Origin of the sequence: Helicobacter mastomyrinus, assembly GCF_039555295.1 — a bacterium.
Taxonomy (GTDB): domain Bacteria; phylum Campylobacterota; class Campylobacteria; order Campylobacterales; family Helicobacteraceae; genus Helicobacter_C; species Helicobacter_C mastomyrinus.
The window spans coordinates 1,634,766-1,649,317 of the sequence record NZ_CP145316.1; the positions used below are offsets into that span (position 1 = coordinate 1,634,766).

The 14,552-nt window shown below is 38.3% G+C and carries 18 protein-coding genes; 10 read left to right on the plus strand and 8 right to left on the minus strand.

Annotated elements, in window-relative coordinates:
* Positions 1-16 precede the first annotated feature (16 nt).
* Genes V3I05_RS08255 through ruvB form a run of 8 tightly spaced genes read left to right on the plus strand, consistent with a single transcriptional unit; the run spans position 17 to position 5,931 of the window.
* Positions 17-1,615, plus strand: coding sequence for a methyl-accepting chemotaxis protein (locus tag V3I05_RS08255; RefSeq protein ID WP_343353300.1), 1,599 nt, complete (start codon positions 17-19; stop codon positions 1,613-1,615).
* Positions 1,616-2,092 (plus strand): hypothetical protein, encoded by a 477-nt coding sequence (locus tag V3I05_RS08260; protein WP_295698470.1) that lies wholly within the window; start codon positions 1,616-1,618, stop codon positions 2,090-2,092. It begins immediately after the preceding gene.
* Between the two features lie 24 nt (positions 2,093-2,116).
* Positions 2,117-2,434, plus strand: coding sequence for a hypothetical protein (locus V3I05_RS08265; protein ID WP_295698467.1), 318 nt, complete (start codon positions 2,117-2,119; stop codon positions 2,432-2,434).
* 2 nt (positions 2,435-2,436) lie between these two features.
* Entirely contained in the window at positions 2,437-3,336 is a 900-nt protein-coding gene (lgt, locus tag V3I05_RS08270; protein ID WP_295698465.1) for a prolipoprotein diacylglyceryl transferase, read from the plus strand.
* Positions 3,333-3,701: a DMT family transporter gene (locus tag V3I05_RS08275; protein WP_295698462.1), complete on the plus strand. Its 369-nt coding sequence runs from the start codon at positions 3,333-3,335 to the stop codon at positions 3,699-3,701. Before lgt ends, V3I05_RS08275 begins: the two co-directional genes overlap by 4 nt.
* The gene (locus tag V3I05_RS08280) at positions 3,694-4,035 is read left to right on the plus strand and encodes an SMR family transporter (protein WP_295698459.1); all 342 of its coding nucleotides are present in this window, start codon (positions 3,694-3,696) and stop codon (positions 4,033-4,035) included. The genes V3I05_RS08275 and V3I05_RS08280 overlap by 8 nt, the downstream gene beginning before the upstream one ends.
* A 25-nt stretch (positions 4,036-4,060) precedes the next feature.
* Positions 4,061-4,858, plus strand: coding sequence for a 3-methyl-2-oxobutanoate hydroxymethyltransferase (panB, locus tag V3I05_RS08285; protein ID WP_300446251.1), 798 nt, complete (start codon positions 4,061-4,063; stop codon positions 4,856-4,858).
* Entirely contained in the window at positions 4,858-5,931 is a 1,074-nt protein-coding gene (gene ruvB, locus V3I05_RS08290) for a Holliday junction branch migration DNA helicase RuvB (protein WP_295698456.1), read from the plus strand. Before panB ends, ruvB begins: the two co-directional genes overlap by 1 nt.
* Positions 5,932-6,536: 605 nt before the next feature.
* Here ruvB and V3I05_RS08295 read toward each other — a convergent pair.
* The 3 genes from V3I05_RS08295 to V3I05_RS08305 are packed head-to-tail and all read right to left on the minus strand — an operon-like array spanning position 6,537 to position 9,147.
* The gene (locus V3I05_RS08295) at positions 6,537-7,010 is read right to left on the minus strand and encodes a phosphatidylglycerophosphatase A family protein (RefSeq protein WP_295698453.1); all 474 of its coding nucleotides are present in this window, start codon (positions 7,008-7,010) and stop codon (positions 6,537-6,539) included.
* Between the two features lie 3 nt (positions 7,011-7,013).
* Positions 7,014-7,919: a response regulator gene (locus V3I05_RS08300; protein WP_300446253.1), complete on the minus strand. Its 906-nt coding sequence runs from the start codon at positions 7,917-7,919 to the stop codon at positions 7,014-7,016.
* 28 nt (positions 7,920-7,947) lie between these two features.
* Entirely contained in the window at positions 7,948-9,147 is a 1,200-nt protein-coding gene (locus V3I05_RS08305) for a bifunctional 2-C-methyl-D-erythritol 4-phosphate cytidylyltransferase/2-C-methyl-D-erythritol 2,4-cyclodiphosphate synthase (protein ID WP_370527815.1), read from the minus strand.
* A 195-nt stretch (positions 9,148-9,342) separates the two neighbouring features.
* Here V3I05_RS08305 and thiC point away from each other — a divergent pair, with 195 nt between their 5' ends.
* Entirely contained in the window at positions 9,343-10,707 is a 1,365-nt protein-coding gene (gene thiC, locus V3I05_RS08310; RefSeq protein ID WP_300731370.1) for a phosphomethylpyrimidine synthase ThiC, read from the plus strand.
* A gap of 11 nt (positions 10,708-10,718) precedes the next feature.
* Positions 10,719-11,018: a YciI family protein gene (locus V3I05_RS08315; RefSeq protein WP_300446256.1), complete on the plus strand. Its 300-nt coding sequence runs from the start codon at positions 10,719-10,721 to the stop codon at positions 11,016-11,018.
* Between the two features lie 103 nt (positions 11,019-11,121).
* Here the strand turns inward: V3I05_RS08315 and V3I05_RS08320 are convergent, their stop codons facing one another.
* The 5 genes from V3I05_RS08320 to V3I05_RS08340 form a co-directional block, all read right to left on the minus strand.
* Positions 11,122-11,271, minus strand: coding sequence for a hypothetical protein (locus tag V3I05_RS08320; protein ID WP_295698443.1), 150 nt, complete (start codon positions 11,269-11,271; stop codon positions 11,122-11,124).
* Between the two features lie 13 nt (positions 11,272-11,284).
* Positions 11,285-11,680: a hypothetical protein gene (locus tag V3I05_RS08325; protein ID WP_300449437.1), complete on the minus strand. Its 396-nt coding sequence runs from the start codon at positions 11,678-11,680 to the stop codon at positions 11,285-11,287.
* 832 nt (positions 11,681-12,512) lie between these two features.
* Positions 12,513-12,683: a hypothetical protein gene (locus V3I05_RS08330; protein WP_295698439.1), complete on the minus strand. Its 171-nt coding sequence runs from the start codon at positions 12,681-12,683 to the stop codon at positions 12,513-12,515.
* Positions 12,684-12,848: 165 nt separating this feature from the next.
* Positions 12,849-13,610: a TonB family protein gene (locus V3I05_RS08335; RefSeq protein ID WP_343353305.1), complete on the minus strand. Its 762-nt coding sequence runs from the start codon at positions 13,608-13,610 to the stop codon at positions 12,849-12,851.
* The gene (locus V3I05_RS08340; protein WP_295698435.1) at positions 13,610-14,527 is read right to left on the minus strand and encodes a flagellar biosynthetic protein FliO; all 918 of its coding nucleotides are present in this window, start codon (positions 14,525-14,527) and stop codon (positions 13,610-13,612) included. The genes V3I05_RS08335 and V3I05_RS08340 overlap by 1 nt, the downstream gene beginning before the upstream one ends.
* Between the last annotated feature and the right edge of the window lie 25 nt (positions 14,528-14,552).

Sequence of the window (14,552 nt, forward strand, 5' to 3'; positions counted from 1 at the left end):
CAAAAAAGGTTTTAGAATGCTGCAAACATTTCGCTCTAAAGTGCTTTTTACATTGCTGCTATTCATTATTATTTGTTTTAGCGTGCTCTATGGCATTATTTCTTTAGGCTATCAAAATATGGCTGTCAAAGAAGGTAAGAGAAGTGCGCAAATGCTTGGAGATTCTATCTTTCAAACAGTGCGTATGAGTATGAATATAGGCACGAGAGAAATGATTGATGCGGGACTTGCTAATGCAAGTAAGATACCCGGCGTGCTTCATCTTAAGATTCATAAATCTCAAAATGTGATTGATTTGTTTGGTATGGCAGATAATGTAAGTGATGACCCAAAAGTGATGGAGGTATTTGCCAACAAAACAGCCCAATTTGCAGAAGTATATGAAGGCAATACACATAAAGTAGCGCTCTTAAAGCCATTAATCGCTGATGAATCGTGTATGACCTGCCATCAAGATGGTATATTGCGAGAAGGTGATGTGTTAGGTGTTCTTGAGCTAAAAATTTCCACAGAAAGCTTTTATGAGCAAATTGAAGTAAGCGAGAACTATCTTTTACTTACAATGATTGTAGCGGGAGTGTTAATGCTCTTAGGATTGTATATATTTTTTGAAAAAGAGCTTATAAAGCCTCTTAATCGTTTGCGAGATATGGCAAAGGAGCTTACTGAAGGTGGAAGCGGAGATTTAACCAAACGTATTGCTATTAAGAGTAATGATGAGGTGGGTATTACCTCAGGCTATGTGAATAAATTTATTCAAACCATTCAAGAGACTATTTCTGTGAGTAAGCGCGTGAGCGAAGAGAATATGCAAACTTGCAGTGGACTACTTGATATGTCAAATGTGCTGTCAAAGAATGCTGATGAGCAATTTGAGCTTGTTGATAAAGTCAATGCTTTAGCCCATAGCGTCAGCGAAAAACTAAATAATGCTGAAGAAATTGCCAATGCTACCGGAGATGATATAGCCCAAACAGAAGCAATTTTAGATGAATTTGTAAAGAACTTGCAAGATTCTATTAACCTTATTACCCTCTCTGCTCAAAATCAGCAGGGGATTTTAGGAAGTGTTGAGGAGCTTATAGAGCATACAGAGCAAATCAAATCGGTGCTTTCTATCATTAGTGATATAGCCGACCAAACCAATCTCTTAGCCCTTAATGCCGCTATCGAGGCAGCTCGTGCAGGAGAGCACGGGCGAGGCTTTGCGGTGGTGGCTGATGAGGTAAGGAGGTTAGCCGAGCGAACACAGAAATCTCTTAGTGAAATTGCTACAAATGTGAATCTTGTAACCCAGAGCGTTGATAATGTAGGAGAGACAATTAAAGAGACAACAAAAGATATGGCTCATATTGCAGATAAGACAGCGCCGCTTATTGATGAAGCACATCACACACATAAAAAGCTTGATACGACAAAGCAAAATTCCATTTGTCTTAAAGATATTAATATATCCATTGCTCAAAGCACCAAAGAACTTGCGGAGATGATGCAAGAGATTGTCAAATCTTCAGAATCTACCCAAAGTGTGGGGCATAATGTCCAAAAAGTAGCCAATGATATGTCCCAAAAAGTAAAGGAACTCAATAATGCTATTATGAAGTTTAGAGCCTAAATGCGAATGTATTATATAGATTTTAAAGCGCATTTTGGGGCTATCCCTTCCTTTCTTCTGTGGATAGAATCTCGTTTGAAACCTTATGTTACTTGTGTGGATAGTTTTGAACTTGTATTGTGCGAGAGTCTGCATAATATCATCGAGCACCACATTATACGTATAGATAAAATGCACCTTTTTACTAGAGATAAGGCACCATCATATATCACTCATAAGCAATTTTTTATATCTTGCACGCTTTATATAAGGGCTACGCATATATTGATTATATTTTCATATCCTTTTAAGCCTTGCTATCATTTTGTCAAAACACCCATACAAAGGGTAATTGGGGGTAGGGGGAAGCGTATAATGCGATTTTATAAAGCACAATGGCGGACAAAAATACATCATAGCAAATCTATGGCTGAAGTAAAAATTCGCTTTCCACTAGAAAAGCCTGGTTTAATCTCTTACAAAGAAGCTTTGCTATAATATATTTTCGCACAAAGGATAGAGATGGCGTTAAATATTGAGACTATCAATGATTTACGAGTGATACGAAGCGTAGGAAAACTAAAGAGTTATGATGCGTTTTTGACCTTTAAAATTGAGCTTGAGAATCTTATTCCACAATTTGTAACAGAGGATAATATATTACGTATTTATTTTGTCGGAGCTTATCCGCTAAGTTCTTATATGTTTGGATATTTATTTAAATTAAGAGATGTCGATAAAATGCAGATTGAAATTGTTGTTGATGATTTGCGATTGTTTATGCTCTTTGAGGAGGTAGATATGGTCGATGAATTTAAAATTAAGATTATGGAGGAATAGGTTTGGAATATAGTGTGTGGAATAGAATCTATGATTATATAGACCCTATTGCCTTTGAATTAGGGGGCATAAGTGTGCATTGGTATGGCATTATGTATGTGAGTGCTATGCTCATTGCACTTTTTATTGCAAAAGCTTTTGTAAAATATCGCAATGAGCGCTTTCCTGTTACACAAGAGAATCTTGATAGCTTTTTTATTTGGGTGGAAGTGGGTGTGATTTTAGGTGGACGTATCGGTTATGTGTTGATTTATTCACCGCAGCGGTGGGAATACCTCATGCAGCCTTGGCAGATGTTTAATCCCTATGTTGATGGGGTGTTTGTAGGGATTAGCGGGATTAGTTATCACGGCGCGGTAAGTGGCTTTGTGATAGCAGCGATTTTATTTTGCTATCTTAAAAAACAGCCTTTTTGGGTATTTATGGACCTCTCCGCTATTTCTATTCCATTAGGCTATGTGTTTGGACGTTTGGGAAATTTCTTTAATCACGAGTTGTTTGGACGCCTCGTGTCAGAGGGGAGCTTTGGGAAAAGCATAGGCATACTTGTCAATGGAGAGTTACGCTATCCTAGTCAGCTTTTTGAAGCCTTTAGCGAGGGGATTGTAGTCTTTGTTATCCTTATATGTTTGCTACGTTTCATAAAGAAGCCCGGTTTGCTTCTTGTGGCTTATGCGGCACTTTATGCTATCGCGCGATTTGTGTGTGAGTATTTTAGAGAGGCAGATGTGCAGATGGGCTATTATGCGTTTGGCTTATCAATGGGGCAGATTTTAAGCCTCGTGATGCTAACTATAAGTGGCTTACTTTTGCTTCTTATATACATACAAAAGCCCTCTCTCCCGCCATTGCCTCAAGGCATAAAGCAGCGCAAACATAGCAAACAAAGAAGGCAAAAATGAGTTTAAAAAGAGCCTACGTATTGCTTCTTTGTGCGGTTTTGGCTGAAGTATTAGCTACAACTTTGCTTAAAGGCACTCTCACGGAGGGATATAGAATCTTGGGCATTATAGGTATGTATGTGCTGCTTGTCCTCTCTTATTATTTTATGGCACTTTCACTCAAACGCCTCTCTATCAGCGTAGCCTATGCAATTTGGGAAGTGCTTGGCGGGATATGTGTGGCACTCATAGGGATTTTTTACTTTGGCGAGACACTCTCACTCTATGAAAAATTAGGGATTTTACTTGCTCTTAGCGGGATTTTACTCATTAATTACGCAGAGATAAAAAGTACAGATTCTTACAAAAAGGAAAATGATGAGTGACTTACTTAATCGCAAATTACTTGCTTTGCTTTGTGTCTTAATCGCTGCGTTGCTTGATATTGGGGCAAATTTGCTTTTGAAAAAATCGCAAGGCTTTACACATAAGGGCTATACTACAATGTGTATTTTAATGGTATGGGCTGCTTTTAGCGTTTTAGCCATTAGCATAGAAGTTTTGCCTTTAAGCGTAGCTTATGCGACTTGGGGCGCGATAGGTATTATTGGCACGACATTAGGAGGCTATATATTATTTAAAGAGCGATTAAGCACTCTAGGATATATAGGCATTGTTATGGTAGTATGTGGCGTGGTATTATTGCATTGTGAATCTTAGAGTGTGGAATTGAAAGGAGGAGAGAATGCTTGATGAGAAATTAAGCCTTACTGCGCTAAAGGCAAAAAAGGGTGTGGAGAAAATCACAGCTATTACGGCTTATGATGCATTGATGGCGAGTATTTTTGATGGGGAAGTTGATGTGATTTTAGTAGGGGATAGTCTTAATATGAGCTTTGGAGGGCAGAGTGATACTTTAAGCTTAAGTATGCAAGAGATGATTTATCACACAAAAGCCGTGTGCAGAGGCATTAAGCATTCTTTTGTCATCGCGGATATGCCCTTTGGGAGCTATACCACTGCAAAAGTAGCTCTCAAAAACGCACTAAGATTCTATAAACACACCTCCACAGATGCTATTAAACTTGAAGTAAGTATGGAAAAACTCCCTATCATCAAGGCATTATGCGATGAAGGGTTTGCAGTGATGGCACATATCGGGTTAAAGCCGCAATTTATGCGCTTTGATGGAGGATTCAAAGTCAAGGGTAAAGATAGCGCACAAAGCACAGAGTTGGTAGAAACAGCTTTAGCTATGCAGGAAGTCGGTGCGTTTGGAATCCTCATTGAGGGTGTGAGTAAGCCTTGTGGAAGTGCGATTACAGAAGCCTTAAAGATTCCTACCATAGGCATTGGCGCGGGGGTAGAATGTGATGGACAGATTCTCGTATGGAGTGATGCGTTTGGATTTTTTGATAGCTTTAGGCCTAAGTTCGTGCGCCGCTACTGCGATGGCAAGGCAATGCTCAAAACGGCTATAAAAGCGTATGCTAATGATGTAAAATCTTTAGCCTTCCCAAGCGATGGGGAGAGTTACTCATAATGGAAAAAATTGCCCTTGAAAAGACAGAGATTCAAAGTAAAAGTGATACGCGAGAGACAAATCGTATCGTTGAGGTAGAGAAGTTTAACTTTGAAGCCACACAAGAATCCTCTTTGCGTCCAAGCGTATGGGAAGAATATATTGGACAAGAAAAGATCAAAAAGAATCTCAAAATTGCCATTGAAGCGAGTAAGAAACGTGGTGAGTGCTTGGATCATATTTTGTTTTTTGGACCACCCGGACTAGGTAAGACGACACTAAGCCATATCATCGCTCATCAAATGGGAAGTAGTATCAAGGTGAGTGCCGCACCTATGATTGAAAAAGCCGGTGATTTAGCGGCGATTTTAACCAATCTTAATGAAAATGACATTTTATTTATTGATGAGATTCATCGCTTAAGCCCTGCGATTGAGGAGATTCTCTACCCGGCAATGGAAGACTTTCGCCTTGATATAATCATTGGCTCTGGACCTGCTGCACAAACTATAAAACTTGATATTGCCCCTTTTACGCTTATTGGTGCAACAACACGTGCAGGTATGCTTTCAAATCCTTTGCGCGATAGATTTGGTATGAGCTTTCGATTGCAATTTTATGAGGTAGAGGAACTTGCACGTATCCTTTGTATCGCCGCAAAAAAACTCAAAAAAGCACTTTCACAAGATGGTGCAAATGAGATAGCCAGACGTTCAAGAGGCACACCTCGCATTGCTTTGCGATTATTGCGTAGGGTAAGGGATTTCGCCGAGGTGGGAATCTATGCTAAAGAGGGAGAGATTAGCCTTGAATGTGTGCGATATGCGCTTAATGAGCTTGGGGTCAATGAGCTAGGCTTTGATGAGCTAGATTTACGCTATTTGCGTATTTTAGCACAGGCTCAAGGCAAACCCATAGGGCTAAATACCATCGCAGCAGCTATGAGTGAAGATGAGGCGACTATTGAAGATGTAATAGAGCCTTATTTGCTGGTCAATGCGTATTTAGAACGCACAGCAAAGGGACGAGTGGCTACTGCTAAGACTTATGAGCTTTTGCAGATTCCATCAATTACGCAAAAAACATTGTTTTGAGATTTTGAAATGCTTTTATAGCTCGCGGTTTTACCATAAGCCAAGAATGTTGTAAGTGTGCGTTAATACATAATGTAAATGCGGCAAAAACGTAGTTTTTAGTAAGGTGCGGTGGCAAAAGAATAAATAGTATAGATTCTCTATTTTCCCCACAAGTGAGGTATATCCTCACTTGCATAAAATAAATCGCACGATAATGCTAACCTCTTAAAGCATCGTAGAGGTGGGGGGATATATAAGGGGGAGTGAGACATATATTGCCGAGCAGACCTTGCGGTTGTGGTTTCATTCCACGCGAAGTAAGACCTTTGCGGCGATTATGTCATAACAGCAAAGGCATAGATAGAGACTTTTACTCAAAAAAACACAAATTTGTTTATTGAGACAAAAATTAAGGGATTTTACAGGTATAGAGTAGAGGGTAGTGATAACTACCTGTATATACCTTTTTAAACAATGAAATAAGCCTATCTCTTGTGGTAGATATTATGCGAGTTATCCTATAGTCTTTCCTATGGCTTAAGATTTTAAATGTACTTCTTCCTTTTAGGAGCTGCATAGGGACTTTTGCTTTAAATTGTAAGCTTTGAATATGCTTATTTGTATCAAAAAGATAGTTTTTCTATAAGCAAAAATAATAAAATACCCGTAATGCCTGCTAATACGCCAGCTAGGGCATCATCACCCACTACACCTAGCCCTCCTTTGCATTCTCTATCAATTCTACCAATGAGTGAGGGCTTATAAACATCAAAGATTCTAAATAGCACAAAAGCCGCAAGAATCTCTATTAGCCCAAATCCAATCATTGACATAGCAATCCATACGCCCACTAGCTCATCAATCACTATACTTTTATCATCGTGTGTATTCGTGCGCTCTTCATATAAATCAATATGCTTGATTGCCACAAGCCCTATGAAAACACTAAGTAAAAACAAACTCTCTTGCGAATAATACAAAATGGGCGCACCTAGTATCGTAGCAAGTGCGCTTCCTGCCGTTCCAGGAGCCTTAGGAGAATAGCCACTATAAAAAAGGCTTAAAAACAAATCTTTGATAAGCTTATGGTTTTTCATTGTTTAGGCTTGGGGAGTGCTTTTGTTTTTGCGGATAATGCCATATTTCTTACGTTTCTCCCATAGGCTCTTGCGACTCATACCAAGCTTTTTGGCTAGTTCAATATCAGGATAGCGATTTTCGTATTTGCTAATAATGAGTTTTTCATATTCTTTTACAGAGAGAATCTCCCCGCCTAGCTCCATATTGTTGGTCTGACGGGTGATATCAATCACTTGAGGAAAGGCAATTTTTTCACCCGAGACAATAGAGACAATTACATTGTATTTGAGGGCTACTTCTAAAAAGTCCTTTCGCTCACTCTTTTTGAGCTCTTCAAGATTGGTAATGTAATAGATTTCGTTTTTCTTTGGTGGCACACGAAAAATACTTTTCCACATCTCTTCTTTAAGGGAATAAAAATGAAATTGTATATGTTTTTCCCGTGCGTATCGCATAGCATAAATATCTGCCCCTCGTTGGGCATTGCTCTTAATCACAAAAGGAGGATTGTATAAAAATGGCTCTGGTGTGCCTAGCTCACGCTCAATGAAACTAAAATAATTTCTATAAAATCCAATCTCTTCATTGATCTCTCGATAGGTTCTATAATGTGTAATCTTGCGTATCAATTCATCTACAATAAAAGGCTTCACAATATAGTCTGTAACGCCATTACGCAATGGCTTAATCACTGTATCATCATTGATATATGCAATCATCAAAATAATAATCGCCTGTGGATATGCCTTGCTGAGTTCAGTATAGCCTTCATTAATGGTGCCAAATGACGCGAGAATCACATCATAATGGTCTTTTTGCACCTCTTTGAGTGAATGGGCTATGATACACTCCAAACGAGAATCGCTTAACTTATTAGCAATGCTTTGTGCCAAGTAAATTTCATTTTCAATAATTAACACTTTCATACGCACTCCTCTTTATGATAGATTTTATTCATAATTCCTCCTTTAATATAAAATGCCCCCAATGGACAAATCCCATACTTACTTGTGCTTGAGCGCATACACCCTCTTTACGCCCTACAAAACCTAAGCCCTCTGTCGTGGTCGCCTTGATATTAATGCGGCTATGAGGCACTTGCAAAATATCTGCTATACATTGACGCATAGATTCTTTATAGGGAGCGAGTTTTGGAATCTGCGCCATAATACTTATATCTGCATTATGTAGCTCATACCCGACACTTTGAGCAAAGGTATAAATTTGCTTTAAAAGTATTTTAGAATCTGCCCCCTTATACGCCATATCTGTATCGGGAAACCACTGTCCTATATCACCTCCACCAATCGCACCCAAAATCGCATCACAAAGTGCGTGTAAGACAACATCTCCATCACTATGTGCTTTAAAGCCAAAGGGAGATTCTATCTTTATACCCCCTAGCCACATAGGTTTAGAATCTTCAAACATATGCACATCAATGCCCTGTCCTACAAATGTTTTTGAACTAGGGGGTGCGAGTTTAGCAATATGAAAGGATAAATCGCTGCCAAAGGTAATTTTATTCATCAATGGGCTGCCCTCTACAAAGGCGACTTTGCCACCTAAAGCGTGAATCGCTGAACTCTCATCACTAAAGTCTTTATTTTCATCTTTTAGCGCTTCTCTCAAAATGCTAACCTTGCTTAACTGCGGCGTTTGGATTAGCTTTATATCCTCTCTTTTAAGGTAATCACCTTGATAAAAAGTCGTATCAGCCACGCGCAAAAATGGCACAACGCAATCTATTGTAGAATCTTGGTTTATCTCATTTTCCATCATATCAAGCAAACCTTCAAGGGTATTCCATCGTGCGACATCGCTTACCAAAACAAAAGGTGTATCGACGCATTGCAAGGCATTACGCAATGATTGTGTACGTGTATTTCCTCCCTGCACGATATTGCAAGGTATAGAGAATCGACTTTTTGCTTCTATATGTTTAGGACACATACTGCGCATATACGCATAATCCGCAGGTGAGGCAGTAATAAACACTTGATGAAAAGCATAGTGCAGTATTTTGCGAGTAGCCACAAGCCATAATGGCTCTTCATCTATGCGAAGCCACTGTTTTTTACAAGATAAATCCTTGCAAAACCGCGTAGAATCGCCCGCTGCCATCATAATGAGTGAAACTTTTTCCCAATCCAAGATAAATTCCTAAATAGATTTATTCAAAGTAAAGATATTATTTTAACACTAGAAAACAAAAAATAAACTAAAAATTGTTACTTAAATTCCCATATTGTTTAACTTTTTTTAAAGAATTTCTTTATATTTTGTAAGTTTCATTAGTATAACACCATACTTTAACAAACAAATTTACTTCATAAATAAAGGTTTTATATGAGAGCACAATGGATGCAAAAACGCACTAAGGATAGCATTCCCACACAGCTCTATTACGCAAAAAATGGCATTATTACAGAGGAAATGCATTATATTGCAAATATTGAGAATCTAGAGGCAGAGCTAATCCGCAAAGAAGTCGCACGTGGGCGGCTCATAATCCCTGCAAATATTAATCACAGAAATCTTGTGCCTATGGGGATTGGCATAGCCACACGCACGAAGATTAACGCAAATATAGGCTCTTCACAGATTGTAGAGGATATTGATGATGAGGTGGCAAAGCTACAAACAGCCATCAAATATGGTGCGGACACGGTGATGGACTTAAGCACTGGTGGGGATTTGGATAAGATTAGAGAGGCGATTATCAAATCTTCAAGTGTGCCTATTGGCACAGTGCCGATGTATCAAATCTTGCATGATGTGCAAAATGATGTATTAAAGCTTGATATTGACACTATGCTAGAAGTGCTGCGAAAACAAGCGAGGCAAGGAGTGAGCTACTTTACGATTCATTGTGGGTTTTTGCTAGAGCATATGCCTTTTGTAGCAAAACGCAAAATGGGTATTGTCAGTCGTGGAGGGAGCTTGATGGCTTCGTGGATGTTGCATTATCATAAACAGAATCCTTTCTATGAATATTTTGATGAGATTCTAAAAATCTGTCAAGAATATGATGTGAGTCTCTCTTTGGGGGATTCTCTGCGTCCGGGCTGCTTGGCTGATGCGAGTGATGAAGCGCAATTTGCCGAGCTAAAAGTGCTAGGCGAACTTGCACAAAGAGCCTATAATGCTGACGTGCAGGTGATGATAGAAGGACCCGGACACGTCCCGCTTAATCAAATTGAACGCAATGTGGAATTGCAAAAGCAATTTTGCAATGGGGCACCTTTCTATGTGCTAGGACCGCTTGTTACAGATATTGCTGCGGGGTATGACCATATCGCAAGTGCAATTGGGGCGTGTGTAGCTGCGTGGAAGGGCGTGGCAATGCTTTGTTATGTAACGCCAAAGGAGCATTTGGGACTACCTAATGCAAATGATGTGCGAGAGGGCATTATCGCTTATAAAATTGCCGCACACGCCGCAGATATTGCAAGAGGCAGAGTGGGTGCAAGAGATAGAGATGATGCGATGAGTGATGCAAGGTATAGCTTTGATTGGAATAGACAATTTGAATTAGCATTAGATGGGGAGAGAGCGAGAGAATTTCACGATGAGGCATTGCCCCAAGAAGTGTTTAAAGACGCGGAATTTTGCTCTATGTGTGGACCAAAATTTTGCAGCTATAAAATCACCCAAGATATTTTCAAAAACTATAAAGAGGGCGAAAAGCCACCCCTAGCTTCAAATCAATAAAAGGAGAAAATATGCCACAGCTTTTTGTCTGTCTCGTGCATTATACACAGCCATTTGAGGAAATCCTTAAGCGATTAGATGAACATCGCACTTATCTTAAAATGGGCTATGAAAAGGGCTTTTTACTTGCTTCAGGTCCTAGAATCCCAAAAGATGGCGGGATTATCATCGGTAAATTTGCAAGTAAAGATGAGGCAATAACCTTTTCTCAAAATGACCCTTTTACGCGGCACAATCTCGCGCGATATGAGATTCTCACATTCGAAGTCGTGCTTCACGCGGAGATTCTAAAAGATTTTTTACAAGACTAAGAAACTTTAAGAACATAAACCTGCTGAGGCAGCCTAAAGATATTGCCCTTATTGCTTAGAGTATGGCTTATACCTATGTATTGCAAAAGATATGCTCCTAAGCTTATAAGATTGTAATGGGGTATATAGAGCTATAATGTTTACTTTCAAAGAGAATTTCATATTGTGAGAGCGATGTATTTGCTATTTTATCATCAATAAACACATCACCCAAAGCCACAAAAAGCAGAGATAGCGCTTTTTGTGGCTTCAATTCTATCTCCCCTTCAATAGAGATAAAAGTGTATAATAGGCTGCATACGCCCACTGATTATATCCACTATCATAAAATCCATAGAAATGCACTTTTGGTTTTTGTGCTGATGTAGTAGCATAGTCGGTAAAAAATGCAATGCCACTTCGTAATTGTGCATTTGAATCTTATTAAAACTATAATAATGTAAGCTTTGGGGTAATATATTAAGAACAAAAATAAGAGCACATAGCGTGTGAATACACTTTGTGATGATACTATGCAATATATGTTCTTTGTAGAGATTCCAGAAAAAGAGCATATATAAGCACTTTAGCACATTTGCAGGGACAAAGTAGTGAAAACTTGCCATACCTAAAATAAAAAATGCTACAACATAACATAAAGCAATGCCAAGTATGCTATCCAAAATACTGCTATGCTATCGCCCCTACGGACTATGTGGTAGATTCTATAAACACACATAAGCGGAAGCAATATGTCTACAAAAGGAAAGGCAAAAAGTAATACCATCAAGCTGCGTAATGGAGAAAACACCCCCCCCCCCATAATTATAATTTATTCATTTCTCACTCCTTGTGTATATTTAAAACTCTAGCTTATTATGCAGCTATCAACCGCAAGAATCTTTGAGGTGCTTTGACAATCTCACTCGTTTTCAAGTATCTTTGTAAATTCATTTGGCTCTTTATTAAGGCTATCAATGTCGCTTGTAAGGTCTCTACCTATATCATCTAAACCTTGTAAAATACTGCCTACTCTCCCTGGATCCTATGCCCAAAGCTCTTAATTCTGCTTCATATTTGACAAATTCTTGCACCATTTGCGAATATTGCAAAATAGATTGAGCGATAGAGCGTATATCTATAACAGGTAAGTTTGCCTTAATGGTATTTATGCTTATGGATAATAATAAGCCTATGGTAAGTAATGCTCTTTTAGTATTGTTGAGGGGTTATAGCGTAAAATATAGGGAAATTGGAAGTTATTTACTCATAGGAATTTTATGGCAAGAGATTCCCTTGCCATAAAATTATTTTTGGGAACAATGTTTTTGATTGCATATGTAGTATAATTTGCATATTCTTCTTTGCCATTTACCACTCCTTTAGAAAATTTACTATTTTCAAAGAGAGCTTCCTCTTTTGTTGCCTTTATTATTATCCCATTCTCTTTTGTATTTTGTACTTAACCCATCTTTAAAATAGACTTTATTTATATCTTTCCTGTCTTTATCACTTTTATCTACTTCTAAGACATCGCTTATCCTTTCCTCCTGCTTTATTGGTGCAACTAAACACGCTCTCTTGTGTTGGGGTTGTGCCACCAAAATCCCTATTATAAGCATTATCAAATACACATACAATATCTTCTCGTGCGAGTTTATCCTCTCTACAACCTGCTAAGAGCATTACTACTGCTCCACTTAATAGAATCCTTTTTATGCTCTTTCCTTTTGCGTTAAAATTAAACCAAAAGAGAGTGTCAAAAATAAAAAGGGTTTTTATGAAATTTTCGCTATTTAGCCACTTAATATTTATGTATCAATATGTGTTATATATTGGCAAATAAGCAATTTAGTATCCATAATAATATAATCCATAGGTTACAAAAATGCGGATTTTGGTTTTTGTGCTTGGGTGTGGGTAATCCTTATAGGCAATTTCAATTGTGCGCTTACTATTGCGATCTAAAAGCATATATTCACTCGAGACAATCACTTTTAATCCGCTAATATCGCCATTAGGGTGGAGGTAAAACTCCACTGCACTTACGCCCTGTTGCCCTAGCCGCGCAGCACTTGGTGGATATTGCAAATACCGCTGCGTAATGCGCCCTATATCTCGTAAATTATTCACTAAAAACTCTTGCTCAGCTATTCCATAATCCCCAAATTCCTCTCCATAAAGATCTTCAATATCTCTTTTGGTGATATGATCCACTCTTGGGAATTTTGCTAGAGCTTTGATATGGCTTGATGTGCTAACAGTGTTATCTTGTGGTGTTCTGCTCTTACCATCATAAAGGCTTAAAGATCGTAAGTCAAAGTTTTTCCCCATTTGCTTATTTATTTGTGATTTTGCAGATGGAGGAGCAGAAGGTGCGGGAGATGGCATATTGGGTTCTTGAGATTCTTGGGGGTATTCATTCCCTCCTAGAATTTGGAATCCCGCCACTTTCATATGTGGATTTTGCGATGCGCCTTTCTTAAACTGCATAGATTCAAAGCGCACAAAGAGTAAAATCAGTATAAGTATATGTATAATGGCAGAAATGAGCAGCCATAACCACAAATGTGAATGCCTATACCGCAAGATGATAGGGTATGTTTGCGCCATTATAGCTTATCGCTCTTATTGTGAAGATACTTAGAAAGCCGCTCTTGCTTTTGTTCTAAGAGTTTAGCAAATTGATCATCAAAACGTGACTTTTCCTCGTGAGTGATGTTTTGAGGAATAAGATAACGATCAATAAGTGTCGTGCTTGTCGCTCCAATGAGTATTAGATAACGATAACCATTTGATTGTATGGTGAGGATTCTATTTTTAGAATCTATATGCTTTTGGGAGATAACCTCTATCTTTGTTGGATCAAATACATCTTTTTTATACGCAAGGGTATCAAAATAGCTACTAAATTGTTTTTTATGCACGACATAGCGTTTGACTATCCATAATATTAACACTAAAAAAGCCATTACTCCAAGCACAGCTACATATCGCCACGTATCGAGCCCTAAATCATTTTTGAAGGGTAGTATATTCATTAGACTATCAGTTTTTATGTCTAAGATCGGAGGTGTAGGGGTAATAGGCTGCTGGATTATATTGATATTTGGAATCTGTGATGAATAAGATGTTTGCAGTAGTTTATCAATCTCGCTTGGAGGAGGAGTAACCCTTTGAAAAACAATTTTTAAAATATGAGGCGTTTTACTTACATTTACATCAATAAATCGTGTATCGCCTACACCAAGTATATAGAGGCTTTCTTGTATATTAAAAATCTGCACTTGGGTTATAAAAAAATTCTTAAAACTTTCATTATATGCTTTTGCCCCTAGATTTGGGAAGATTACGCCCTTATAGCCATCTTGTTGGGTAAGATATGGAGACTTCTCATATACACTAGAAAGGTTGAGAAAAATCTCTAATGTCTCACCCTTCTGTTTTAGCTCGATATTACGCACTTCTATATCTGCATAGAGCATTTGTATCATACATATATAACATAAAAATACAATATGCCATTTCATAGTAATATCCTTGCTTATTTTTTGA